The sequence below is a fragment of the Priestia sp. FW507-14D1A genome (assembly GCF_058781295.1).
Genome location: NZ_JBYSWQ010000001.1, coordinates 1,467,075 through 1,491,158 on the forward strand (window position 1 = coordinate 1,467,075; position 24,084 = coordinate 1,491,158).

A 24,084-nucleotide genomic window follows, 5' to 3' on the forward strand; every position below is an offset into this window, starting at 1 on the left:
CCTCTATTCTGCATATAAATACATCAGGCGCGGAGAGCTTGGCTGCGCAAATGTTTTTAACATTGCAGTGACTTGTTCATCTCCACCTATTACTTTTTGCATGCTCATTGAAAGCCAAGAAGGCAGTCCGAATCCTTGATTGTATTGAATTACTTGTGCACCTTTTAACTTATAATCTTTCTCCATTCCTGTTACCGCATCTTCAAAATACCCTAGTTGATCGACCAGCTTCAGCTCTTTAGCCTGACGTCCATCGTACACTCGTCCATCTGCGATAGAACGCACTTTTTCTTTAGACAAGTGACGTCCCTCAGAGATAACATTGACGAAACCATCGTACGAGTTGTCTACAAGTGTTTGCATAATTTCTTTTTCTTCTCCGGTCATTTCTCTTGTTGGAGACATAATATCTTTATGAGCCCCACTTTTAATCACGACAGATTCTACTCCTAGTTTATCAGCCAGCTTGCCATAGTTAACGCTTTGCATAATTACCCCTAGTGAACCTGTTAAAGTATCCGGGATTGCATAGATTTTATTAGCAGCTGTTGAAATGTAATAGCCTCCTGAAGCAGCCATTGATCCCATTGAAATATACACTGGCTTTTTCGTTTCTTTCTTCAGCTCTTCAATTTTTTTATGTATTTCAGCACTTTCAACGACGCCGCCGCCCGGTGAATTCACCTTAATAATGACTCCTTTAACTGCCTTATCATTTTTTGCAGCCTCTAGCTGCTTTAAAAATGCTTGATGGTTATAACCATTTTGGGACATAAGCGGAGAGGAACCGCTTCCTGTATCTTGAATCGTTCCATTGACCTCTAGCACTGCAATTTTCTTAGCTGCATTCCCTTTTTCGATAACTGTTTCTGATAGTTCACTGTCGTCTCCTCCAAAGATGCCTGCCAGACCGTCATCTTTTTCTTCTTTGACTGAAAAACCAATATTAACAATCGCAGAAAAAATGAATAAGCAGGCCGCAATTAAAAGAGCAATCCACCTTTTTTTGTTCATGAAAATCCTCCTTTTTAGGTGTCAGAATTAAAAGATTATTCTTTTAATTCTTAAAGCAATAATGCTATAATTATTGTAACAAACTTTTTTTAAAAAGTTTACTTTATCGCTAATATTTTACATATCAGACAAACAAGGGGGAACTATCTATGCCAAATCGTCGCAACGTTTATTTCTTTCATCCAAAAAACCAGGAAACAAAGGCGCTTGTAAGTCCACTTATTGAACTTGCAAAACAATATGACTTTCAAGTAGTAGATCATTTCGACAGCGCTAACATCATTGTAAGTATTGGCGGTGACGGCGCTTTCTTACAGGCTGTCCGTCAATCTGGCTTTCGAGATGACTGCTTATATGCTGGTGTCACAACTTCAGATCAACTAAGTTTTTACTGCGATTTTCATATCGATGAAACGGATAAAATGATTGAAGCTATTACGACAGAAAATATAGAAGTACGTCGATTTCCCGTTTTACAAACTAAAATTGATCAAGGAACTTCTTTTTATTGCTTAAATGAATGTTCGATTCGATCAGGTGTGATAAAAACACTCAGTCTAGATGTTTTTATTAATGAAAATCACTTTGAAACATTCCGTGGGGATGGGATGATTATTTCAACACCAACAGGCAGTACGGCTTATACTAAATCGGTAAGTGGAGCCGTAGTTGATCCGTTAATTCCTTGTATGCAAGTCAGCGAATTGGCATCGTTAAATAATAATAACTATCGTACATTAGGATCTTCATTCATCCTAAGCGCTGAGCATACGCTCACTTTAAAGCTATCCAATGACAACAACCACAGTCCAATTATTGGAATAGATAACGAAGCATTAAATGCACGCCAAGTTGATCAAGTTCAAATTCGTTTAAGCGACCGTCAAATTAAAACGGTTAAACTGAAAGATAACTCTTTCTGGCAACGAGTTAAGCGTACATTTCTATAATAAAAAGCGCCCAAGGGCGCTTTTTATTTTTGATATACAATTTCTCCATTAATAGCAGTCATCTGCACCTGTACCGATGGGATATCATCTACATGTATCTTAAACAGATCTCTTTCTAATACGGTAAAATCAGCTACATAGCCTTTTTGAACATATCCTTTTTTGTCCTCTTGATAAATGGCCTGCGCGCTTCCTAAAGTAAACAGCTGAACAGCTTCAAATACTGTAAGTCGCTCAGACGGTATGTAAACGACCGAGCTATTTGGAGAAGTTTTTCTAGAAACTGCTGCATGAATTGTTAACATGGGATTGATAGGTTCAATAGGCGCATCCGATCCGCCTGCACACATAACGCCCTCGTCCAATAACGTTTTCCACGCATAGCAATAGTCCAAATGCTCTTCTCCAATTTTTTCAATGACCCATGGAAAATCACTGGCTAAAAACCGAGGCTGAATATCCAATACAACCGGGAGCTTTTTTACACGCTCAACTAAATCTTTTCGTAGAATTTGCGCATGAATAATACGATCTCTTTGCCCTGTTTGAGGAGGATATTGTTCGATGCTTTCTACTACATATTGAAACGCTAAATCACCAATCGCATGAATTGCAACCGTCATGCCCAATTCTCTTGCTTTTCTCACTAGCTGTTTTAATTCATCTAGTGATTGAATAGCTATACCTCTTGTAGATGGGTCGCTTTTGTATGGAAAGCTTAAAAGAGCAGATTGACTGCCGAGAGAACCATCAGCAAAAATTTTCATTGGCCCTATTTCAATAAAAGCAGATGTGTCTTTCTTTTTTTCAAGGTATGTATACATATCATCTACTGCTTCATGATGAACAAGTAAATGAGCACGAAACAGCTGCTTTTCTTTATGAATAACGTCTTGAAATGCTTGATATGCACGCAAAAAGCCTCCATAATAATTTAAATCTTCCGTATGTCCACCCGTCAATCCGTGCTGAACACAATCTTTAATGGCTACTGAAAGAGCTTGTCGAATGTATGCTTCTGATACTTGAGGAATATGACCCGTTACTAATTCTTGCGCTTGATCAGCCAAAAAACCGGTAGGATTTCCTGCTTCATCCCTCTGGATAATACCTCCTTCCGGGTCACGTGTTTCAGCTGTAATCCCGGCTATTTTAAGAGCAGTCCCGTTTACTACTAATCCGTGACGACAGACTCGCTTCAACATAATCGGATGTTCAGTTGAAAGTTGATCAAGATCTTGATACTGAATCAAAGAGGAATCTTCCCACTGATTTTCATCCCACCCTTCTCCAATTACCCATTCTCCTTTTGGTGTACTCTCTACTTTTTGTCGAACGCGCATCAGCACGTCTTCCCTAGAAGTAGCTTGAGACAAATCAAGCCTAAGTAGCTTTTCACCGTGACCAATTAAATGAAGATGGCTATCTACAAAGCCCGGATACATTGGATATCCTTTGAGGTGTACTTCTTTGTTAATCTCAGCACCCCATTTGATTCTTAGATCTTTTTCTGCGCCTATATCTTTAATGAATCCTTTTTCTACATATACGCTTTCTACATGTTCACCCTCTTTTAGCATCGTATATATTTTGCCGCCGTAAAATAAAGTCCCCATCGCCAACATCTCCTTTACTTTATAAAGCTTGATCTTGTCTCTATTATACGTGACAAAACAAACAAGACAAAAGAGTGAGGTTTCCCCCACTCTTTTTAGCCATCATTATTTAATTAATATGACTTATTTACCACCAAGTTGTTGCTCAGCCATTTGAACTAAGCGTTTAGTGATTTCTCCACCAACAGATCCGTTAGCGCGAGCTGTTGCTTCTGGTCCAAGATTTACACCGAATTCAGAAGCGATTTCGTATTTCATTTGGTCGATAGCAGCTGCTGAACCAGGAGCTACTAATTTGTTTGTGTTTGCCATGTGTTTTCACCTCCTTGTTGAATATAGATTGTGTCAAAACACATGGCATCATACATTATTTTTTTGGTAATTTTATGAAATTTAACTTTTAAAACAAATCTTCTACGCTGTCTGCGGTATTTGTAGCCGAAGAAGCTGTCATCTCAAGCGTTTCTACATTATTTACCGCTTCTTGAATTAATGTTTCAAAATCATAAAATTGTTCGTATCGATTTATTTTTTCACGCTTTGGCTTCGTTTTTGGTGAGCTTGGCGTAAAGATTGTACAGCAGTCTTCATACGGTCGATTCGAAATTTCATGTGTATCAATTTTGCGGGCAATTTCAACAATCTCTGTTTTGTCCATTGTTACAAGCGGACGCAAAATTGGCGTATTAGTCACTTCATTAATCGCATACATGCTCTCAACCGTTTGACTAGCTACTTGTCCTAAGCTGTCGCCAGTTACGATAGCTAATGATTCATTTTTTTCACGAATAAGGTCCGTAATTCGAAGCATCATACGACGTGTAGAGGTCATGGTATAATTCTCTGGAATTTGCTTTTGAATCGCTTGCTGTACAGCTGTAAACGGTACAATGTGAAGCTTTACTTTTTCGTGATAAGCCGTTAATTTTTGCGTTAAATCGATGACTTTTTGCTTAGAACGTTCACTTGTAAAAGGCGGACTGTAAAAATGAACCGCCTCTATTTCTAAACCGCGCTTCATAGCTAAGTATCCTGCAACCGGGCTGTCAATTCCTCCAGAAAGCATCAGCATCGCTTTTCCACTCGTACCAACTGGAAGACCTCCTGCTCCGCGATAATCAAAACATGTAATATACGTTGCTTCACTTCTCACTTCTACTCGTACATTTACGCTTGGTTCTTTTACGTTTACCTGTAGATGCTCTGTATTTCGTAGAATATGACTTCCTACTGCATAATTTAATTCGTTTGTATCAAGAGGAAATTGTTTATACGCTCTTCGAGTAGATACTTTGAATGTTTTTCCTTCTATATCAAATTCTTTCATTGCTTCTAACGCTGCTTCTTGAATCGCTTCAAGCTCATTTTCAACTTTTAATGCTAAACTAAAGCTTTGAATACCAAAGATTTGCTGAAGACGTTCGATAATAGGCTCGTGATTTTCACCGTTTAAGTGAATATACATGCGGTCTCTTGTGTATTTCACGTGAATATTTTGGAATGCACTAAGAGCCGTTACAATATTTTTTCTTAGCTGAGCAACAAATTTTTTTCTATTTTGTCCTTTGGTTGAGATTTCTCCGTACCGAATTAAAATATGGTTATATATCATAATCTTTTACCTCATTACTTTCTTTAGATCTTCAATTACTGTGAAAATAGCATTTACAATGGGCGTTACTTCATTATAATCATTTAATCCTGACAAGCTCAATCGAATGGACTGATCGGCTTCTTCGTAATTTTTACCGATAGCTAAAAGCGTTTTGCTTGGCTTTTTTCGCTTTGATGAGCAAGCAGATGTAGTGGATACAAACACTCCTTTTTCTTCAAGAGCGTGAACAAAAACCTCACCTTTAATACCTTGTGCTGTAAAATTTATAATATGAGGTGCCGAATGCTCATTCGGCGTATTCATCGTGATTCTTTCGTGAGCAGAAAGTTTGTCCATCAGTTCTGCTTTTATTTTCCGCATTTTTTGCTGATTTTGAGCAGCATGTTCAAGTGTTAAACGAAGTGCTTTAGCAAATGCTACGATTCCCGGCACATTTTCCGTGCCTGATCGATGCTGCATTTCCTGAGAGCCTCCGCTAAGCAACGGATGAAGCTGAACTCCATTTCGTTTATATAAAATTCCCGTCCCTTTTAAGCCGTGAATTTTGTGTCCTGATAATGTGCATAAATCAATTTTATGATCCGCTAAAGAAAGCGGAACTTTTCCAATCCCCTGCACATCATCGACATGAAAAAGCACCTTCGAATAGTTCGTCAGCATCTGTCCAATTTCTTCAATTGGCTGAATGGTGCCAATTTCATTATTTACATGCATAACAGATACTAAAATGGTTTCATCCGTAATAGCTGATTCAATAGCCGCAGGTGATACAAATCCACTGGAATCTACCGGAACATACGTAACGTTAAATCCTAGGGCTTCTAACTGCTTGAATGGTTCATGAACAGAATCATGTTCAATATTTGTCGTAATGATATGCTGACCTCGGCTTTTATATTGCATCGCTACGCCTTTAATAGCCAAATTATTCCCTTCCGTTCCTCCAGATGTAAAAATAATTTCATTTGACGTTACATGCAGCAATTCTGCTACTTGCTCACGCGAACGGCTCAACAAATTCTCCGCCTGTACGCCAAATTGATGGAGGGAGGATGGATTGCCATAATAAGTTGTAGCTACTTTAGTAAAAGATTGTATGACTTCATTATAGGGTTTTGTTGTAGCGCTATTATCTAAATAAATCAAGGATGCGCGCTCCCTTCTTCATTTTTTCGGAACAACGTATTATCATAACATACCTTGATACTTTTTTAAATTAGGTTTTGCCTTAGTAATCATAACAAGGATAGACGATCTTTTCAAAGCTATTTGCCACTTTATAAGCAAGGTCTCCCCTTGCTTATCCTAACAGTTGCTGCCGTATTTATAGACTATACCATTAGCATTGAAAGAGATACGAGATAGTATGCAAAGAAAAGCATCATAAAAAAGCTCGTGTCCTTTGGACACGAGCTTTTTAACTCTGTGAAGATACAATACGCTGTATACGATCCAGCGCACCAGGATCTACTTGCTCAATAGCTGCAGATGCCTGTTTTAATGCTTCTTTGTATTCGTAATGACGAAATGCTTCTTCTGCTTCTTCTAAAGACTGTGCAATCGAATGATGAGTACTTCTATAACGGTTACCATATTGAATCACTCTTTCAACGAGTCGCGCTTCTTCTAACATTGCCTCTGTTTCATCAAATGTATCCTGAACAAAACCAACAGCATCTTCAAGTAAAGATTGAACAGCTTGAATATTAAGCGGTTTTTCTTTCAGCTTAGCGGTTACTTCATTTAAGATATGAACCGTTTTTTCAAGCTGCACTTTATATTCTTCAGGAACACCAGGAAGGTTGCTTTTTTGAATAAGGCGTCGTGCTTCAATCAACTGAGATTTCAGTTCTTCTATTTTGTCCTTAGCTGAGAGCTCATCTTTGCGAAGAGCTTGTAGCATATCGCTATAGGATTCCTGAGATTCTTTCAATTGGTTAAGCTGTTTGGAAACGTCTTCGAGTTCTTCTTGGATCACACTGTAGGCTAAATTGTGCTCCGCCACCTTGTCCGAAATATTATAGTACAAGTTAGTCAATCGTTTTAGTTCGCGGTCCATTTTATAATATACGTCTAAATCGCGCTCTTTAAAATGATAGCTTTGCTGTACAAATAGCGTTTCTTCACGAAGTTCACGGTTTCGTTCTTGAAGCATACGAAGGAAGTTAGATACCGTATGAGATTCACGGTTCATTTTATGATAGGAGAAAACCTCATGCTCAAGTGAGTCATATAATTGCTCTAAGCGTTCATTCACATCATCTAGTTTTGTAATCGCTTCTTCCACATATAATTCTTCAATATCTGCAATAATTTCAGCAGTTTCTTGTTTTAAAAGCTCTACCGTTTCTTCTACTTGCAGATGATCTAACACATATCCCTGCTCACTCATTTCGCGAAACCCGTCAAGCAGTTCATTGAACTGAACAGGAAGAGTGGTCTGACACTCAACTAACACTTTAGGAATTTGTTCTAAATACGAATCAATAGCTGTTAAATCAGTTTTTAATTGAAGAACAATCTCACGTGCTTGAAGATAGTTTCCGTTAATCGTCTCTTCTTCGTATTTTTTAAACTGCTCTTTAGATGTATTAATTGCGTATTCTAACGTTTTTTCAGCATTTCCATAGGAATACCGATGTGCGAGCAATTTTTTCTTCACATGGCGGTGAAGCTGATTTAATTCCTCAATATCATATCGATTATCTTGTTCGCTACCAATTAAATTTTGAAGTTCAGTAAGTATGTTTTCAATATCTATCTTGGTTTGTTCTAAGGCTTGATCAATATGTATAGACAACTGCTTCGCTTTTTTAAATCGGTATTTATCTGCTGCTTCTTCCGTTTCAAACAGTTCTTTATCAATTTTCGGGAGATTAGTTGATATAATTTCATCCCACTGCTCACGCCAACGTTCAAATAGCTCTTCAGTTTGACCTGTCATGTTCAATTCTTTTACTTTTGAAATTTCCTCTGCAACTGGCGTATTTGCTAATTCGACTTTGATCGTTTCCAGGCGATCAATTTCTTGATAAATCTTTTTACGTGAAAACATTCCGTACACAACTAATCCGATAATAAGTATGATTAGTGCTATAATGAATTCCATACTAAGCCCCCTTACAGTGCGTTCTACATGACAAGTTTCTTATTTATAAAAAGGGTGAATTTAATCCTTTAAATTTTTTTGCGTCAATGTTTTTATGATACCATGTAAAGTCCAACTTTTGAGCAAAAAATTAAATTTTTTTATACAAAATATTGGCATGGAGTCACTTTGTGTCGTTACAATGGAAAAAGAAGAAAAAAGGAGGCATTTTTTATGAAAGTTGACAAACATATTCATACTCCATTTTGCCCACACGGTTCACCTGATTCATTGCACCAATATGTTGAACAGGCGATTTCCCTGAACTTTGACGAGATTTCGTTTACAGAGCATGCTCCATTACCAAAAAGCTTCAGTGATCCGACACCTGATCGCGACAGCGGAATGGATCCTGACAAACTTGATCGCTACATTCAAAACGTACAGCAAGTTAAAAAAGAATTTGAGCGCGATATTCGCATTAATATCGGATTGGAAGTTGATTTTATTGAAGGATTTGAACACGAAACAACAGATTTCTTAAACGAGTATGGTCCTTATCTCGATGACAGCATCCTTTCTGTCCACTTCTTAAAACATGAAGAAGGATATGACTGCCTAGATTTTAGCTCTGACGTATTTGCACATATTGTACAGAAATTTGGCAGCGTAAGCAAAGTATATGATAAGTATTACAACACGGTATTACGCTCTGTACAGGCCAATTTAGGCGTTTATAAGCCTAAGCGCATTGGGCATATGACACTCGTACATAAATTTCAAACTCAATTTCCATATGAAGACACGCTTTCCCCTATTATTTTATCAATACTCGATGAAATAAAAATGAAAGATCTGGCTTTGGACTATAATGGTGCAGGGTTGTTTAAGCCTTTGTGCAAGGAAGCGTATCCAGCTCCCTTTGTCGTAAAAGCAGCCCAACAGAAAAAAATCCCTCTCGTATATGGGTCAGACGCCCACTGTGCGAAGGATTTAGGCCAAGGCTATGGAGAGCTCCATTTAGGATAATTGAACGCGCAGTTTGTTTGTCCGTTCATATGGCAAACATACCGTTGTGTGCACCCATTGCTCAAGCTCAATCGCATATTGCTGAACAAAATACGGTTCGTGGGGCAATATATGAAGAACTTCACTTAGGTACTGAGGATGAAGATAAGGCATAGATAGCATTCCCTTAAGCTCAATGATTGTAAAGGAAACGTGCAGCTTTCGAAACTCCTTTTCTTTCATCCCTCTTTCAAGGATTGTTTTTAAGTAGTATTTTTCCTTAGTTAAATACGTAGTCATAACTTCTCGAATTAAAATCGTGTCAAGAGAGATTTCTCTATATACAAGCCGGGCAATATGCCTGTTTTCGTGCTGGTAATGTAAGATAGCTCGAATCATCACGATCATACTTTCTGTTGAAGACAGCTTTTTCATTTCTTGGAATGCTTGCTCCAGTACCCCAATATAACCTTCAAAATAAGAAATCACTAAACTTTCAAGCAATCCTTCTTTGCTATGAAAATAATATGAAATATTCGCTACGTTCACTTTCGCTTTCCCTGCAATCTCGCGCACCGACGTACCATCAAAACCTTTTACGTTAAAAAGAGAAACAGCCGCATCAATAATTTTCTCTTTCGTTTTTGACTGTACAGCCATCTATCTACACCTCATTTCGATTTATTTTTACAAAACACATATGATTGCAAAATTGTGTAGAAATCGTTACAGTATTTAAAAAGGATTTTAGTAGCCTCTCTACATAATTCGTGATAGGCTTTTTAGTTCCTGTAATCTTTTATCGACAAAGTAGCGTTAAAACTGACGTTTCCTGATAAAAATTCATTAAATCTTATGTTGAATGGAGGAGAATACATTGTTTAATGTCGAAAACTACAGCGGCTCAAAACAAAAGGATTATGAATTAGTAATTAAGCAATTACGCGCCTTATTAGAAGGAGAAAGCAATACAATTGCTAATCTAGCAAATGCTTCAGCTTTACTAAATCAATTTTTAAATGAAGTAAACTGGGTAGGTTTTTATTTAATGGAAGACGACGAGTTAGTACTCGGTCCTTTCCAGGGGCTGCCGGCTTGTGTTCGCATTCCACTTGGAAAAGGCGTATGCGGTACAGCAGCTCAAAATCAAAGAACAGAGCGAATCGAAGATGTTCATGCATTCCCTGGCCACATTGCATGTGATGCTGCTTCTCAATCTGAAATCGTTGTGCCAATGGTAAAAGACGGTAAACTTTTAGGTGTTCTTGATATTGACAGTCCAATCAAGAAACGCTTTGATGAAATCGATCAACAGTATCTTGAAGAATTCGTCAAAGAACTCACTTCTTTTCTTTGAATATGAATAAGCAAAAAAACCGCTGCATATCAGCGGTTTTTGCTTATTAAACAAACGTTTGATTAGCCCATCACCACCGTTTTCTTATGTTCTTTCTTCTCCTTGCATCCTTCAAAAGAATATATCCTTTCTTTTACATTCTTTTAATCTTCAATCTTCCTTGACTTTATACGAGGAAACACCTATAATACTCGTTGTGTGAAATATTGCAGCTTATACAATCTTCTTTATGTTTTTTCATTTTGTTCCTCATTAAAAGATTGTTTTACAGAAGTAGCAATTCTTTTAACAAGATGGTGTATCGTGTAACTCTCTGCTGCTAGAGCGATGGTACATGAAAACAAAATGAGCATATCGCTAGAATGTGTCTGTTTTTGTTTTGCATAAAATAAAAACACAAACAAGGAGGAGTCATCATGGCTCGTTATACAGGTCCAAGTTGGAAAATCTCTCGTCGCTTAGGTCTTTCTCTAAGTGGTACAGGTAAAGAATTAGAAAAACGCCCTTACGCTCCAGGTCCACACGGCCCAGGTCAACGTAAGAAAATTTCTGAGTACGGTTTACAATTACAAGAAAAGCAAAAATTACGCCACATGTATGGTGTAACTGAGCGTCAATTCCGTAACTTATTCGTTGCTGCTGGTAAATTAACTGGTAAGCACGGTGAGAACTTCATGATTCTTTTAGAAGCTCGTCTTGATAACTTAGTATACCGTATGGGTCTTGCACGCACTCGTCGTCAAGCTCGTCAATTAGTTAACCACGGTCACGTTTTAGTTGACGGTAAACGCGTTGACATCCCATCTTACCGTGTACAACCTGGTCAAGTGATCGGTGTTCGCGAAAAATCTCGCAACCTTTCAATCGTGAAAGAAGCGCTTGAAGTTAACAACTTCGTACCAGACTACTTAACAGTAGACGCTGAGAAATTAGAAGGTACATTCACTCGCTTACCAGAGCGTTCTGAATTATCTGCTGAAATCAACGAAGCACTAATCGTAGAGTTCTACTCTCGTTAATAGTAAAAAGCCGTTCCTTATGGAGCGGCTTTTTTACTGTCTATATATATAAAAAAAGGCCTTTCGGCCTTTTTTTATGCGTATTGAATAAGCGTATATTTTTTCTTGCCTCGACGAATCACTGTGAATTGACCTTCAATACGGTCTTCTGCACCTACTGTTTTTTGTAAATCTTGCTCGCGCTCACCATTTAAGTAAATCGCACCGTTTGAAATATCTTCACGTGCTTGACGTTTAGAAGGAGAAATTTTACTTTCTACAAGTAAATCAATTAAACCAATATCTTCACCTGTATGCGTGTAAGAAGGAACATCCTTGAATCCTTGCTTAATTTCTTCTGCTGTTAACTCTGAAATACTTCCGCTAAATAAAGCTTGCGAAATACGAATTGCTTGCTCAAGAGCTTCTTCACCGTGTACAAGCGTAGTCATCGCTGCCCCTAGTGCTTTTTGTGCTTCGCGTTTTTCAGGAGCTTCTTTTGCAGAAGCTGCTAATTCATTAATTTCTTCGTGTGATAAGAATGTAAAGTATTTTAAATATTTTATAACATCACGATCATCTGTATTAATCCAGAATTGGTAGAATTCATACGGACTTGTTTTTTCAGCGTCTAACCAAATTGCTCCGCCTTCTGTTTTACCGAACTTCGTTCCGTCAGCTTTTGTTACAAGCGGAACTGTTAATCCAAATGCTTTTGCATCTTCTTCTGATTTACGAATTAATTCTAAGCCAGCCGTAATATTTCCCCATTGGTCGCTGCCGCCAATTTGAAGCTTACAGTTATATGTTTGGTATAAATTCAAGAAATCGTATGACTGTAAAATCATGTAGCTAAATTCCGTAAATGAAATGCCTGATTCGATACGAGATTGAACAGAATCCTTTGCCATCATATAGTTAATACCAAAGTTTTTACCGATATCTCGTAGGAATGTAATAACATCTAATGAGCCAATCCAGTCATAGTTATTTGCAATAACTGCTGCATTTTCACCTTCTTCGAAATCTAAGAAGCGTGAAAGCTGACCTTTAATACGCTCACTAAACATGGCAACCGTTTCTTTTTCATTTAACGTACGCTCTGCTTTTTTACCGCTTGGATCTCCAATAAGACCCGTACCTCCACCAACTAATGCAATTGGTTGATGTCCAGCTTGTTGAAAGCGACGTAAAATTAAAACAGGAAGCATGTGGCCGATGTGAAGGCTGTCGGCTGTCGGATCGAATCCACAGTACAAACGAACAGACTCTTTACTCAAAAGTTCACTTAAACCTTTTTCATCCGTTTGTTGGTTAATGAGCCCTCGAAACTCAAGATCTTGTAAAATATCCATGTTATATATTCTCTCCTTTATCTAATTGCTCGTTACAAGTTGTTGAACAACATAAAAAACGCCCCTTCTTAAAAAAGAAGGGACGAAAATATCGCGGTACCACCCTATTTGGAAATAAATTATTTCCCACTTAAATGATGTAACGGTCTACCCGTCTTTTGCTACTGTAAGTTCACAAAAGATGCTCAAGGACGTATTTCATATTTGTCTATGTACTGATTTTCAGCAACCATCAGCTCTCTTAAACAGGGAGACAAGTATTACTTCTTCCTATCACTGCAGTTTATTTTATTTAAAAGTTTACACCCCACAATTATGAATGATTTCATTTTAAAATTCAAGTCCAAAAAAAAGTTCAAACAGCTGGCTGTTTGAACTTTATAGAAATCACTTATTTTCCCTACAAAGATTGAAACATTTACTCCTTAGTCTTCCATCGTTGACAAATCGCCCGTTGGCAAATCTAATTCCCAAGCTTTTAAAACGCGACGCATAATTTTACCGCTTCGTGTTTTAGGTAGCTTATCTTTAAACTCGATTTCACGTGGGGCTGCATGAGCAGCTAACCCTTTTTTCACAAATTGACGAATATCTTCAATCAGTTCATCTGAAGATTCATACCCATCTCTAAGTGCGATAAATGCTTTAATAATTTCCCCACGCACAGGGTCAGGCTTACCAATAACACCCGCTTCTGCTACAGCAGGGTGTTCAACAAGCTTACTTTCTACTTCAAATGGCCCCACGCGTTCTCCTGCCGTCATAATAACATCATCGATTCGGCCTTGGAACCAAAAATAACCGTCTTCATCCATATACGCCGAATCACCTGATACGTACCAATCACCTGGCATAAAATATGACTCATACTTTTCTTTGTTGTTCCAAATCGCATGCATCATAGATGGCCAGCCTTTTTTAATTGCTAAGTTACCCATTCGATAAGGTGGAAGCTCTTGTCCTTGATCGTCAACGATTGCTGCTTGTACACCTGGAATTGGTTTCCCCATAGACCCTGGCTTAATTTTCATAGACGGATAATTACAAATCGTCTGACCTCCAGTTTCGGTCATCCACCACGTATCATGAATACGTTTTTGGAACACCTTCATTCCCCAGCGTACCACTTCAGGATTTAACGGTTCTCCCACACTTAATACATGTCTGAGATTACTTAAATCATAGCGTTTAACTAAGTCATCACCAGCACCCATTAGCATACGAAAAGCTGTAGGTGCACTGTACCAAACCGTTACGCCAAAATCTTCAAGTGCTTGATACCATGCATCTGGACTAAATCGTCCTCCCACAATCACATTGGTTGCTCCAGCAAGCCAAGGACCAAAAATCCCATAGGAAGTCCCCGTTACCCAACCGGGATCTGCTGTACACCAATACACATCGTCATCTTTTAAGTCGAGCACCCACTTAGCGGTTTGATAATGCTGAAGCATTGCATTATGAACGTGAAGCACCCCTTTTGGTTTGCCAGTTGAACCTGATGTATAATGAAGCAGCATACCATCTGTTCTATCTACCCACTCAATTTCCACCTCTTTATTCGCCGCTTCTAATCGCTTCAGAAAATCTAGTTGAATGCCTTCTTCTCCTACATTTTCCCCTACCAGGAGAATGTGTTTCAAAGCTGGCAAATCTTTCACCGGAACGCGGCTCAGCAATTCAGGCGTCGTAATTAACACTTTTGCATCACTGTCTTGCAAACGATCTTTTACTGCACCTTCCATGAACGCTTCAAATAAAGGCCCAACAATAGCGCCAAGCTTCACCGCGCCTAACAATGCAAAATAAAGTTCCGGAGAGCGAGGCATAAAGATAAACACGCGATCTCCCTTCTCTACGTCTGCTTGTTTTAGCACGTTCGCGGCTTTGTTTGACCATTCTTTCATTTCTTTGAATGTATATTTTTCATTGCGCTGCGCATCTCGATAGTAAAGCGCAACTTTATTTTTACGCGTAGAGTTTGCGTGCTTATCAATTGCTTCATAAGCTGCATTTAATTTACCTGTTTCATGCCATGAAAATTCCTTCTCCACTTGTGACCAGTCAAAGGTTTGATACGTTTTATCATAGTCCTGTAAGTTGTATACCCCTTCAATTACAGGAAGCGCTTCCACCTTCATCACAAACTCCCCCTTATGTATAAAATTTACAAACCTATTATATAACAAAAATAGACTTTTCACAATTTTATAAAAATTATTTGTCGGAATTGGGATAATAGTCTCCCTTGTTATATGACAACCTTTGTTATAGAAGTGTCGAATTAACAAGAATCTCTTTTAATTTCCTATTCTATGTTTTTTAAAAAACTCCTTTTCTTTTATTTAATTTTTTGAAAACGCTTTAATATAGAGTTTTTTTTGTATTATAATACAGATAAGACTGCTTGAAGGTGGTGATTCATGTGAAACATTCCCAAACATACAATATGAAAGAACTAAAAACAGCTGTTGGAGCAATTGTTATTGAAGGACCTGTCTCCTCCAAGACCTTGCAACAACTTGATTTTCATGAGCAACTAACGGCCTTTCGTCCACCTGAACAGCAAAAAGAAGCATTGATCGAGATTGCCAACTTGCCTGAAGGTAGAATCATTATTGCTCGCCATCATCATACAATCATTGGTTATGTAACCTTTTTATATCCCGATCCTCTAGAACGATGGTCGGAAGGAAATATGGAGAATTTAATCGAATTAGGAGCTATAGAGGTAGCCGCTCCATTTCGCAGCTACGCTGTTGGTAAAAACCTGCTTATCGTATCTATGATGGATGATGCAATGGAAGATTATATTGTCATTACGACAGAATACTATTGGCATTGGGATTTAAAAGGAACAGGGCTAAATGTGTGGGACTACCGCAAAATTATGGAAAAAATGATGAATAAAGGCGGACTGACGTGGTTTGCCACAGATGATCCGGAGATTAGCTCCCACCCTGCTAATTGTTTGATGGTAAGAATCGGGAGCAGAGTACCTCAAAAAAGCATACAAGAATTTGATAGCCTACGCTTTCGAAATCGCTTTATGTATTAAGCTGACCTTTAAGAAAAGGAGCTGTGTCTGATGATTGTTGAAGAGATGATGAAAACTGATCTCGTTACCTTAACCCCCGACCATACGATTGCTGAAGCTATGAAACTTTTAGATACACATAAGATTAGACATATCCCTATCGTTAATGACCTTCATCACGTAGTTGGCATCATTTCTGATCGAGACGTAAGAGATGCAAGTCCATCTATTTTAGATAATACCTATACATCTGCTCTTCTATCTGAACCCGTGCGGATGATTATGCAAACAGAAGTCATTACAGCTCACCCTCTTGATTTTGTTGAAGAAATTGCAAGTATTTTTTATGAACATCAAATCGGTTGTATTCCCGTCACCAAAAACAAGCGGTTAGTAGGCGTTGTTACCGAAAGAGATCTATTACATACGTTTATTCAGCTTACCGGCACTAATAAGCCAGGTTCACAAATTGAAATAAAAGTAGAAAATAAGGCTGGTGTTCTCGCTGAAGTTACGTCTCTATTTGCTTCAACGAGAACAAACATCTTAAGCGTACTTGTCTACCCTGATGTAGATGAACGATATAAAATCCTTGTGCTTCGCATTCAAGCTATTAATCCATTGATTAGTATAAATACATTAAAAGAAAACGGCTATGAGGTGTTGTGGCCTAAATTACCGGAGATGACGTAATGACTAGTAATGCTGTATTTATTTATTCAGATGATATTCTTTCGTACAAATTCAGCAATAATCATCCGTTTAACCAGCTTCGTGTTCAACTAACATATGAACTGTTACGGGAATTTGGCGCTTTAGGCAATCAAGATATTGTATTACCGCGGATGGCATCTGATGAAGAACTTCAGCTTGTCCATGATACTAGCTATATTCAAGCGGTAAAATTAGCAGGAAGCGGCGAGCTTTCTATTGAAAAAGCAGCAGATTTTGGTCTTGGAACAGAAGATACACCTATGTTTCCAAACATGCATGAAGCCAGTGCTTTTTTAGTTGGGGGTACGCTTACTGCTGTAGATTATGTGATGACTGGAAAAGCTAAGCATGCTCTAAATTTAGGAGGAGGATTGCACCACGGCTTTCGAGGAAAAGCTTCCGGCTTCTGTATTTATAACGATAGCGCGGTAGCCATCAAATATATGCAGCAAAAGTACAACGCGCGTGTTCTCTATGTCGATACAGATGCTCACCATGGTGACGGTGTGCAATGGACATTTTATGACGACCCTTCCGTTTGTACTCTTTCCATTCATGAAACGGGACGCTACTTGTTTCCAGGCACGGGAAACGTTAACGAACGCGGGCACAGTGAAGGCTATGGTTATTCATTTAATGTGCCTGTTGATGCTTATACGGAAGATGAGTCTTGGCTCGACGTTTATAAGACCTCTTTAAAAGAAGTAGCTGCTTTTTTTAAACCAGATGTTATCTTGACACAAAATGGAGCCGATTCTCATTATTACGATCCGCTCACTCATTTATGCGGCACCACGAAAATATACCGTGAGATTCCTAAAATTGCTCATGAAATTGCCCATGAATACTGTCAGGGAAGATGGATTGCGGTTGGTGGAGGAGGTTATGATATTTGGCGGGTTGTTCCTCGGGCTTGGTCATTCATTTGGCTTGAAATGATTGAACGAAAGGCAGAAGGCATGCTTCCTCTGTCATGGCTTGAAAAATGGACAAAAATATCGCCTCACCCCGTTTGCACGCAGTGGGATGATGAACCTAATATCTATCAGCCAATTCCAAGAAAACCCGAAATAACAGAAAAAAACGCTCAAACTCTTGAGCGCGCTCTTTATCCTATTCGTTCTCATACATCTCATTCTTAAAAAAAGGCTATACAAGCGTATGGCCTTTTTCACTGTGCTTCGGGATCTGAAATAATAATTTCGACGCGTCTATTTTTTTGTAGATTTCCATTAGACGTGTTCGGAACAAGCGGCTTCGTATCTCCGTATCCAAGTGCTTCAAAGCGGTTAGCAGAAAGAGAAAAATGGTTCGTTAAATAACGTATGACGCCGCTAGCACGCGCTGCCGATAGTTCCCAATTAGATGGATAGCGATAGGTGTGAATGGGTCGATTGTCGGTATGACCTTCTACTTTAATATCATTTGGAATAGTACTGAATAACCTTCCTAATTCATCCAGAAAAGGGGTGCCTTTTTTCAAAATGTCCGCTTGTCCTGTCTCAAACAGCACCTGTTCTTGTAAAATAAGCACAACTCCGCGTTCATCTCGCTTAGCGGTAATGACATTCTGAAGCTTATTTTCCTTCAGGTAATCCTGCACTTTTGCTAAAATGTTATCCAGCTTTTGAGACTGCTGGCTCTTTTCTACAGAAGCTAATGAGCCACCGTTTGTAAGCGAATTGACAACGGTCTGAAACTTTTGATTATCAACGCTAGACATTGAAAATAGTAAAATAAAAAAAACTAATATTAACGTCACCAAATCAGCAAATGTTACCATCCATTTTGGCGACTGTGCCGAATACCTTTTTCTTCTACGCTTCACGAACGTGTTCTCTCTTTTCTTCCAGCTTTCGTTTTTCAACAGGGGCAAATACTTTTAGCTTTGCTTGCACAAAGCGAGAATTTTGACCCGCCTGCAAGCCGATGACACCTTCAATAATTACTTCTTTAACAAAAAGCTCATGTTCCGTTTTACCAGCTAATTTAGCTGCGATTGGCTGAAAAAACAAGTTTGAAAGCAGCGCCCCGTAGAAAGTCGTTAAAAGAGCAATTGCCATGTTAGGCCCAAGCGATGAAGGAGTGTTAAGGCTTTTAAGCATTAGCACTAGCCCAACGAGCGTCCCAATCATTCCCCAAGCGGGGGCATAATCGCCTGCTTTTTCAAACATACTTCGACCTCTCGCATGTCTTTCTTCCACTGCAGCTACTTCAGCTTCAAGCAGCTCTCGAATCATTTCCGGTTCTACTCCATCAATGGCTAGCAAAATACCTTTTTTCACAAATGAATCATCGATTTGTTCAAGCTCTGCTTCTAACGATAGAAGTCCTTCTCGACGCGCTTTTTCCGATAAATGTACAAATGTTCCTACAATTTCTTCTACGTTTATTTCTTTAGATTGAAACGCTTGTTTCCCTACTCTTCCCATATTTTTTAATTGTTTTAAAGGAAAGCTCACGCAAAGCGTACCAAAAACGCCTCCCAGTACAATTAAAATCGATGGTACATCAATAAAAGCTAAAAAACCGCTCATTCCTCCACTTGAAATAACCCCAAACACAACCATAGAGATACCAATTAGTATCCCTATAGGTGTGAGCATATCAACTTTTTTCATATTCTATCTCCCCGTGTCTGAACTTTGGATTCATTCTTATTCATTCACAGGTATTATTTTGTTGATTGTCTGAACTCGATGCGGTGAGGAAGCTGTACAATGCTGCTGTCTACCGTTTCTTTGTTCATGTATTTCGTTAAGAGACGCATCGCTACTGCACCAATATCATACATTGGCTGTACAACAGATGTTAACTGAGGACGAACCATTGTTGAAAGTCTTGTGTTATCAAAACCGATAACTTCTAGATCGTTTGGTACATTCAACCCGCGATCTTGTGCCCCGTGAATAACACCTAATGCCATTTCATCCGTTCCAACGAAAATAGCAGTTGGCTTTTCAGCTTCTTCTAATAGTTTTTCAACCGCTTCAATACCTGAATCGTACGTGTAGTCTCCTTCTACAATATAAGAATCACGTACAGGCAATCCGCTTTCAGTAAGAGCACGCTTGTACCCTTTTACTTTTTTCGCATGATTGATTGGTTCTTCTAGCGTACCTGAAACGAATGCAATATTTTTATGACCGCTGTCAATTAGTGATTGCACTGCATCAAAAGCTGCTTGTTCATAGTCAATAGTTACAGATGGGATTTGGTTAGTTGATTCGATTGATGCTGCAAGTACAACTGGAACCGGTGATTTTTTTAGCTCTTCTACGTGTTCTTCCGTTACGTTCCCACTCATGAAGATGATTCCGTCTACTTGTTTGCCAAGCATGTTATTTAAAAGGTGAAGTTCTTTATCTTGATTTTGGTCGGAGTTACTTAAGATGATATTATATTTGTACATCGTTGCAATATCTTCGATTCCACGCGCTAATTCTGCATAGAAAATATTTGAGATATCAGGAATGATAACTCCTACTGTCGTTGTTTTTTTACTTGCTAATCCACGCGCTACTGCGTTCGGACGATAGCCTAGTCTTTCAATTGTTTCTAATACTTTTTTTCTAGTTGATGGTTTTACATTTGGATTTCCGTTTACCACACGAGAAACCGTTGCCATCGACACGCTTGCTTCCCTTGCTACATCATAAATTGTTACGTTCACAACAAACACTCCTTATCGAAAAACATTTCGTTTATTTTATCCTTATTTCATTTCTTGTATTTACGTATATAAATCCATCTTCCTTTATAGAATGGCTATTTCTAGCTCCTTCACTCTTACATACAGCCTAGATACCCTGTATGCATCTAAATCATTCCTGTTATGCCCTTATTATTACGTGGCAAAGACAATTTTACCAGTTTATATGTAACAATGTAAAAGACGGTGTATATTAAGTAAATAAAAAAAGTGAATCGCGAATTTATATCATATGCACTCACAGAATGATAGCGAATATCTGTAACTACTATACGATACTATGTGCTTCATCGCAACGTATTTACCGCCTTTTTCCGACAAGTTTCACGAGAATTTCATAAATTCTTGTTTTTTGGATTTGCACTTATTCTTTCCTATTTTGACAAAAGTTATCGACTGTTTTCAAAATACGGGATAATTTCGCTTATCTTTATTATAACGAAAGGCAAACAAGCTTGAAACCATTAAGTGCTTCAAACTTGTCATAAAAGTATACGAATTTTTCATTTTTACGTTTTTTTATAAATTTAAGTTACATATAGGTTTTAGCTGCTTCATAAATTCTGTAAATTGCGGGATATCCATTTGCTGAGCTGAGTCTGAAAGTGCTACCGCAGGATCTGGATGAACCTCCGCCATAATTCCATCTGCTCCAATGGCAAGAGCCGCTTTAGCCGTTGGAACAAGTAAATCTCGTCTTCCCGTTGAATGCGTGACGTCGACTAAAACAGGTAAATGAGTTTCTTGTTTTAAAATGGGAACAGCTGAAATATCCAACGTATTTCGCGTTGCTCGCTCATACGTACGAATTCCTCGTTCACACAAAATCAGCTGATCATTTCCTTTTGAAACAATGTATTCAGCAGCATTAATAAACTCATCAATCGTAGCGGCTAAGCCTCGCTTTAATAAGACAGGCTTCTTCACCGCACCCGCTTCTTTTAACAGCTCAAAATTTTGCATATTACGAGCACCAATTTGAATCACATCTACGTATTCTACAGCTGTTTCAATATCAGCGGGGTCGACAATTTCACTAATAACAGCTAAATCGTATTCGTCAGCTACTCTTTTTAAAATTTGCAGTCCTTCTAAGCCAAGGCCTTGAAAATCATAAGGAGATGTTCTTGGCTTGTAAGCTCCGCCTCTAAGCATCCGCACGCCCTGCTGCTTCACCACTTTTGCTACGGCTGCTACTTGCTCATAGCTTTCAACGGAACAAGGTCCTGCTACAAAACGCTGAAGTCCGTCACCAATTGTTTCTCCTTTTACCGTAACAATTGTATTTTCCGCCTTCTTTTTACGGGATACAAGAAGTGCTTTACGATGATCATCTTCTTGAAGCTCTAAATGAGCTTTGAAAATCTCTTTGAAAATATGTTGAAGCGTAGACGTTTGAAACGGTCCTTCATTTTTGCTTAAAATCGCATCAAGCATTGCTCGTTCACGAACGGGATCAAACCGTTTGGTTGACTGCATTCCTTTTAACTTTCCTATTTCTTGAACAAGCTCGCCTCGCTCATTAATAAGCTTTAACAATTTCATATTTACTTCGTCAATTTGAGATCGCAAACGCTGAAGATCTGAATTCGTCATGTACGTCCACCCTTTCACTGATTTTAAAAAATCCGTTTAGCAGGGTTACTACATAAGATGATAGATGATGGAGGATATATGTAAGGGGCTTCTCTGCTTTTATGTGCTAAACTACATCTATTGTACGAAAAAGCGGATGAAACCGCAATCAGCTTATAAAAAAAAAGAGGTTGAGTCATAGCTAAATCGCTCCAATCTAAAGGCGAACAAATGGGATAAACAATCTATTATGGATTGCTTGTCATACAGTAAACCTACGTTCACCATGCCAATGAAAAAATCCGAACGATTAATGTTCGGATTTTTCTTTCACTAAAATACTTTTTTGATTAGTGAGCTACGTTTTTCGCTAATTCGTCTTCGTTAATGTTCCAGTGAGAAGCATGCCACTTCACTTTTCCATCTTCAAACAGAAGCGCTTGAGGTGATTCATGCTTCACTTCATACGTCTCAGCGATATAGTTAGATACATCACGTGAATCTTGAACATGAAGATAATAAGAAGGAATGTCTTCATGACTAGAAGCAAACGCTGAAAATGCCTCATGACCAGCTGCACTAATTGGACACGTTGTGCTGTGTTTTAAAAATAAAAAGCGATTGTTTTCCTTTACAACTTGTTCGAACTCTTCAACTGTTGAAATTTTTTTCATATTTTTCACCCTTTCTGCACTTACTCTTAAGTTTACATGGTTTGACCGTTTCCATACAAAAAGAGTGCTCAGCTTTATGTATGATACTCATAAATTCATTTATAAGGTGGAGTTTTTTTCTGCAATGAAAAAATTATTTACTTGCTGTTATCCCACCTACATTACATACAAAAAAAGCGTTCACCCTATAGGGTAAACGCTTTTGATTCTTTATTATGGTCGTGGCACTGTGCTTTCCACTTCATCTAGTGCTTTTTGAGCTTCTGTTAGCTTCTGCTGAACGTCTTCGTTGCTTTGAGACTCAACTTCATCAGCAAGCACTTCTAAGCTTGTTGGCGGTAATGCTTCGTGTTCAGGATCTACTTTACGGAAGTTTTTCACCTTGTCCACTACTTGTGAAGATTGCTCAGACAGTGTTTGTGATAAACCAGCCGTTTTTTCCTTAGCCGTTTGAGCAAACCCTTGTCCTTTTTCAACAGCGCTGTTTTTCGCTTGCTCCGTTTTTAAACGAACGTAAGCTGCCTGCTCATTTAAATCAGAACGGAACTCTTTACCTGATTTTGGAGCAAGTAGTAATGCCGTTGCAGCTCCTACAACTCCTCCAATCACTGTTCCTACTAAAAAGCCTTTATTTGAAGTGTTGTTTGGTTTATTTGGTTTGTTTGACATATGCGTCTCCTCCTTTAAAGTTCATCCTTATGAAAATGAGCGTGAGCGTTGAACCGCTTTTTCTTTTACTTCAACAGGTACAGGCTCTGCTTCAACTTTTTTCTGTTTTCTTAATTTTATACGCTCCCATACGTCTAATGCAACATTGCTCCATTGAACGACTTGAGCAACAGTTTCTTTATTTTCTTCTACTTTCTCTGAAACGCTTGATGATACGCTTTTAATAGACTTATTTAGGTCTTGGATTGAGTCACCTACGCCTTTAACAGAATCCACCACTGTGTTCAGCGCTTCGGATTTACGCTGAATATCTTCAGCTAACAGATTAGTCTTATGTAAAAGTGCAGTTGTTTCGGCTGTGATTCCTGTCATTTGCTTTTCTACACCGTCTAAAGTACCTGCCACTGAATTTAATGTGTGCTGAACGGATTTCAATGTTTTGGACACGGAAACCACCAGGTAAAAAATCGCAATGGCAACAATAGCAGCGCTTAAATAAAGAATAATAACCATCTGTGCAAGGCACCTCCTATTTTCTTCTCTCTTGTTATAACTACTTTCCCAATTTTATAAACAATTAAACCTTCTATTCCCTATAGACTCTTTAACTTTACCATATTCTCTCTGCTTTTATTCAGAAAAAGGGAAGATTGCTACATTATTTCGCGATATATGAGTTATTTCCCTTCCCAAAGAAAAAAA

At 38.4% G+C, this 24,084-nt stretch carries 23 protein-coding genes and 1 other annotated feature; of the genes, 7 read left to right on the top strand and 16 right to left on the bottom strand.

Going from position 1 to position 24,084, the window contains the following annotated elements; translation table 11 throughout:
- Positions 1 to 3: 3 nt before the first annotated feature.
- Complete coding sequence (sppA, locus tag AC3WJG_RS08020; protein ID WP_013059474.1) at positions 4 to 1,014, bottom strand: signal peptide peptidase SppA; 1,011 nt, start codon at positions 1,012 to 1,014, stop codon at positions 4 to 6.
- A 149-nt stretch (positions 1,015 to 1,163) separates the two neighbouring features.
- On the opposite strand from sppA, the gene AC3WJG_RS08025 reads away from it, so the two are divergent.
- Complete coding sequence (locus AC3WJG_RS08025) at positions 1,164 to 1,964, top strand: NAD kinase (protein WP_337133902.1); 801 nt, start codon at positions 1,164 to 1,166, stop codon at positions 1,962 to 1,964.
- 23 nt (positions 1,965 to 1,987) lie between these two features.
- Here the strand turns inward: AC3WJG_RS08025 and AC3WJG_RS08030 are convergent, their stop codons facing one another.
- From AC3WJG_RS08030 to ezrA, 5 genes are all read right to left on the bottom strand, one after another.
- Positions 1,988 to 3,580: an amidohydrolase gene (locus AC3WJG_RS08030; protein ID WP_217598436.1), complete on the bottom strand. Its 1,593-nt coding sequence runs from the start codon at positions 3,578 to 3,580 to the stop codon at positions 1,988 to 1,990.
- Positions 3,581 to 3,703: 123 nt separating this feature from the next.
- Positions 3,704 to 3,892 (bottom strand): alpha/beta-type small acid-soluble spore protein, encoded by a 189-nt coding sequence (locus AC3WJG_RS08035; RefSeq protein WP_013059477.1) that lies wholly within the window; start codon positions 3,890 to 3,892, stop codon positions 3,704 to 3,706.
- Between the two features lie 88 nt (positions 3,893 to 3,980).
- Complete coding sequence (gene thiI, locus AC3WJG_RS08040; protein WP_014458016.1) at positions 3,981 to 5,192, bottom strand: tRNA uracil 4-sulfurtransferase ThiI; 1,212 nt, start codon at positions 5,190 to 5,192, stop codon at positions 3,981 to 3,983.
- 6 nt (positions 5,193 to 5,198) lie between these two features.
- Positions 5,199 to 6,341 (bottom strand): cysteine desulfurase family protein, encoded by a 1,143-nt coding sequence (locus AC3WJG_RS08045; protein ID WP_028410509.1) that lies wholly within the window; start codon positions 6,339 to 6,341, stop codon positions 5,199 to 5,201.
- Between the two features lie 271 nt (positions 6,342 to 6,612).
- Positions 6,613 to 8,304 carry a septation ring formation regulator EzrA gene (ezrA, locus tag AC3WJG_RS08050; protein WP_013059480.1) on the bottom strand — a complete coding sequence of 564 codons (1,692 nt, stop codon included), beginning with the start codon at positions 8,302 to 8,304 and terminating at the stop codon, positions 6,613 to 6,615.
- 213 nt (positions 8,305 to 8,517) lie between these two features.
- Here ezrA and hisJ point away from each other — a divergent pair, with 213 nt between their 5' ends.
- On the top strand, positions 8,518 to 9,312 hold the full coding sequence (gene hisJ / locus AC3WJG_RS08055; RefSeq protein WP_028410507.1) for a histidinol-phosphatase HisJ: 795 nt from the start codon (positions 8,518 to 8,520) through the stop codon (positions 9,310 to 9,312).
- On the opposite strand, the gene refZ is transcribed toward hisJ, so the two are convergent.
- Positions 9,304 to 9,951 carry a forespore capture DNA-binding protein RefZ gene (gene refZ, locus AC3WJG_RS08060; RefSeq protein WP_013059482.1) on the bottom strand — a complete coding sequence of 216 codons (648 nt, stop codon included), beginning with the start codon at positions 9,949 to 9,951 and terminating at the stop codon, positions 9,304 to 9,306. The two genes, hisJ and refZ, sit on opposite strands and share 9 nt — an antisense overlap.
- A gap of 217 nt (positions 9,952 to 10,168) precedes the next feature.
- On the opposite strand from refZ, the gene AC3WJG_RS08065 reads away from it, so the two are divergent.
- Positions 10,169 to 10,648 (top strand): GAF domain-containing protein, encoded by a 480-nt coding sequence (locus AC3WJG_RS08065; protein WP_028410505.1) that lies wholly within the window; start codon positions 10,169 to 10,171, stop codon positions 10,646 to 10,648.
- Positions 10,649 to 11,064: 416 nt separating this feature from the next.
- Positions 11,065 to 11,667 (top strand): 30S ribosomal protein S4, encoded by a 603-nt coding sequence (gene rpsD, locus AC3WJG_RS08070; RefSeq protein WP_013059485.1) that lies wholly within the window; start codon positions 11,065 to 11,067, stop codon positions 11,665 to 11,667.
- A gap of 74 nt (positions 11,668 to 11,741) precedes the next feature.
- Here the strand turns inward: rpsD and tyrS are convergent, their stop codons facing one another.
- Both tyrS and acsA read right to left on the bottom strand, forming a co-directional pair.
- Entirely contained in the window at positions 11,742 to 13,001 is a 1,260-nt protein-coding gene (gene tyrS / locus AC3WJG_RS08075; RefSeq protein ID WP_028410504.1) for a tyrosine--tRNA ligase, read from the bottom strand.
- Between the two features lie 75 nt (positions 13,002 to 13,076).
- Positions 13,077 to 13,287 (bottom strand) — a binding site (T-box leader).
- Between the two features lie 139 nt (positions 13,288 to 13,426).
- Positions 13,427 to 15,142, bottom strand: coding sequence for an acetate--CoA ligase (gene acsA, locus AC3WJG_RS08080; protein WP_102813603.1), 1,716 nt, complete (start codon positions 15,140 to 15,142; stop codon positions 13,427 to 13,429).
- Between the two features lie 284 nt (positions 15,143 to 15,426).
- Between acsA and AC3WJG_RS08085 the strand changes: the two genes are divergently transcribed.
- The 3 genes from AC3WJG_RS08085 to AC3WJG_RS08095 are packed head-to-tail and all read left to right on the top strand — an operon-like array spanning position 15,427 to position 17,894.
- Positions 15,427 to 16,059 carry a hypothetical protein gene (locus AC3WJG_RS08085; protein ID WP_028410502.1) on the top strand — a complete coding sequence of 211 codons (633 nt, stop codon included), beginning with the start codon at positions 15,427 to 15,429 and terminating at the stop codon, positions 16,057 to 16,059.
- Positions 16,060 to 16,089: 30 nt separating this feature from the next.
- The gene (locus AC3WJG_RS08090) at positions 16,090 to 16,731 is read left to right on the top strand and encodes an acetoin utilization AcuB family protein (protein ID WP_028410501.1); all 642 of its coding nucleotides are present in this window, start codon (positions 16,090 to 16,092) and stop codon (positions 16,729 to 16,731) included.
- Complete coding sequence (locus AC3WJG_RS08095) at positions 16,731 to 17,894, top strand: acetoin utilization protein AcuC (protein WP_028410500.1); 1,164 nt, start codon at positions 16,731 to 16,733, stop codon at positions 17,892 to 17,894. Before AC3WJG_RS08090 ends, AC3WJG_RS08095 begins: the two co-directional genes overlap by 1 nt.
- A gap of 29 nt (positions 17,895 to 17,923) precedes the next feature.
- On the opposite strand, the gene motS is transcribed toward AC3WJG_RS08095, so the two are convergent.
- From motS to AC3WJG_RS08130, 7 genes are all read right to left on the bottom strand, one after another.
- The gene (gene motS, locus AC3WJG_RS08100) at positions 17,924 to 18,580 is read right to left on the bottom strand and encodes a flagellar motor protein MotS (RefSeq protein WP_098249344.1); all 657 of its coding nucleotides are present in this window, start codon (positions 18,578 to 18,580) and stop codon (positions 17,924 to 17,926) included.
- Entirely contained in the window at positions 18,570 to 19,373 is an 804-nt protein-coding gene (gene motP / locus AC3WJG_RS08105; RefSeq protein ID WP_028410498.1) for a flagellar motor protein MotP, read from the bottom strand. Before motP ends, motS begins: the two co-directional genes overlap by 11 nt.
- 53 nt (positions 19,374 to 19,426) lie before the next feature.
- Complete coding sequence (gene ccpA, locus AC3WJG_RS08110) at positions 19,427 to 20,425, bottom strand: catabolite control protein A (protein ID WP_025750682.1); 999 nt, start codon at positions 20,423 to 20,425, stop codon at positions 19,427 to 19,429.
- 558 nt (positions 20,426 to 20,983) lie between these two features.
- Complete coding sequence (locus tag AC3WJG_RS08115; RefSeq protein ID WP_028410497.1) at positions 20,984 to 22,060, bottom strand: bifunctional 3-deoxy-7-phosphoheptulonate synthase/chorismate mutase; 1,077 nt, start codon at positions 22,058 to 22,060, stop codon at positions 20,984 to 20,986.
- A gap of 329 nt (positions 22,061 to 22,389) precedes the next feature.
- Positions 22,390 to 22,713: a bacillithiol system redox-active protein YtxJ gene (gene ytxJ / locus AC3WJG_RS08120; protein WP_013059495.1), complete on the bottom strand. Its 324-nt coding sequence runs from the start codon at positions 22,711 to 22,713 to the stop codon at positions 22,390 to 22,392.
- A 213-nt stretch (positions 22,714 to 22,926) separates the two neighbouring features.
- Complete coding sequence (locus AC3WJG_RS08125) at positions 22,927 to 23,382, bottom strand: YtxH domain-containing protein (RefSeq protein ID WP_013059496.1); 456 nt, start codon at positions 23,380 to 23,382, stop codon at positions 22,927 to 22,929.
- 27 nt (positions 23,383 to 23,409) lie between these two features.
- The gene (locus tag AC3WJG_RS08130) at positions 23,410 to 23,895 is read right to left on the bottom strand and encodes a DUF948 domain-containing protein (RefSeq protein WP_013085231.1); all 486 of its coding nucleotides are present in this window, start codon (positions 23,893 to 23,895) and stop codon (positions 23,410 to 23,412) included.
- Between the last annotated feature and the right edge of the window lie 189 nt (positions 23,896 to 24,084).

Coding starts and splice junctions, on each gene's coding strand:
- rpsD (WP_013059485.1), top strand. CDS start 11,065: ATGGCTCGTTATACAGGTCCAAGTTGGAAAATCTCTCGTCGCTTAGGT.
- AC3WJG_RS08095 (WP_028410500.1), top strand. CDS start 16,731: ATGACTAGTAATGCTGTATTTATTTATTCAGATGATATTCTTTCGTAC.
- acsA (WP_102813603.1), bottom strand. CDS start 15,142: ATGAAGGTGGAAGCGCTTCCTGTAATTGAAGGGGTATACAACTTACAG.
- AC3WJG_RS08090 (WP_028410501.1), top strand. CDS start 16,090: ATGATTGTTGAAGAGATGATGAAAACTGATCTCGTTACCTTAACCCCC.
- sppA (WP_013059474.1), bottom strand. CDS start 1,014: ATGAACAAAAAAAGGTGGATTGCTCTTTTAATTGCGGCCTGCTTATTC.
- refZ (WP_013059482.1), bottom strand. CDS start 9,951: ATGGCTGTACAGTCAAAAACGAAAGAGAAAATTATTGATGCGGCTGTT.
- AC3WJG_RS08025 (WP_337133902.1), top strand. CDS start 1,164: ATGCCAAATCGTCGCAACGTTTATTTCTTTCATCCAAAAAACCAGGAA.
- AC3WJG_RS08130 (WP_013085231.1), bottom strand. CDS start 23,895: ATGGTTATTATTCTTTATTTAAGCGCTGCTATTGTTGCCATTGCGATT.
- AC3WJG_RS08115 (WP_028410497.1), bottom strand. CDS start 22,060: ATGACGAATTCAGATCTTCAGCGTTTGCGATCTCAAATTGACGAAGTA.
- hisJ (WP_028410507.1), top strand. CDS start 8,518: ATGAAAGTTGACAAACATATTCATACTCCATTTTGCCCACACGGTTCA.
- motP (WP_028410498.1), bottom strand. CDS start 19,373: ATGAAAAAAGTTGATATGCTCACACCTATAGGGATACTAATTGGTATC.
- ytxJ (WP_013059495.1), bottom strand. CDS start 22,713: ATGAAAAAAATTTCAACAGTTGAAGAGTTCGAACAAGTTGTAAAGGAA.
- AC3WJG_RS08035 (WP_013059477.1), bottom strand. CDS start 3,892: ATGGCAAACACAAACAAATTAGTAGCTCCTGGTTCAGCAGCTGCTATC.
- AC3WJG_RS08125 (WP_013059496.1), bottom strand. CDS start 23,382: ATGTCAAACAAACCAAATAAACCAAACAACACTTCAAATAAAGGCTTT.
- tyrS (WP_028410504.1), bottom strand. CDS start 13,001: ATGGATATTTTACAAGATCTTGAGTTTCGAGGGCTCATTAACCAACAA.
- thiI (WP_014458016.1), bottom strand. CDS start 5,192: ATGATATATAACCATATTTTAATTCGGTACGGAGAAATCTCAACCAAA.
- ezrA (WP_013059480.1), bottom strand. CDS start 8,304: ATGGAATTCATTATAGCACTAATCATACTTATTATCGGATTAGTTGTG.
- AC3WJG_RS08030 (WP_217598436.1), bottom strand. CDS start 3,580: ATGGGGACTTTATTTTACGGCGGCAAAATATATACGATGCTAAAAGAG.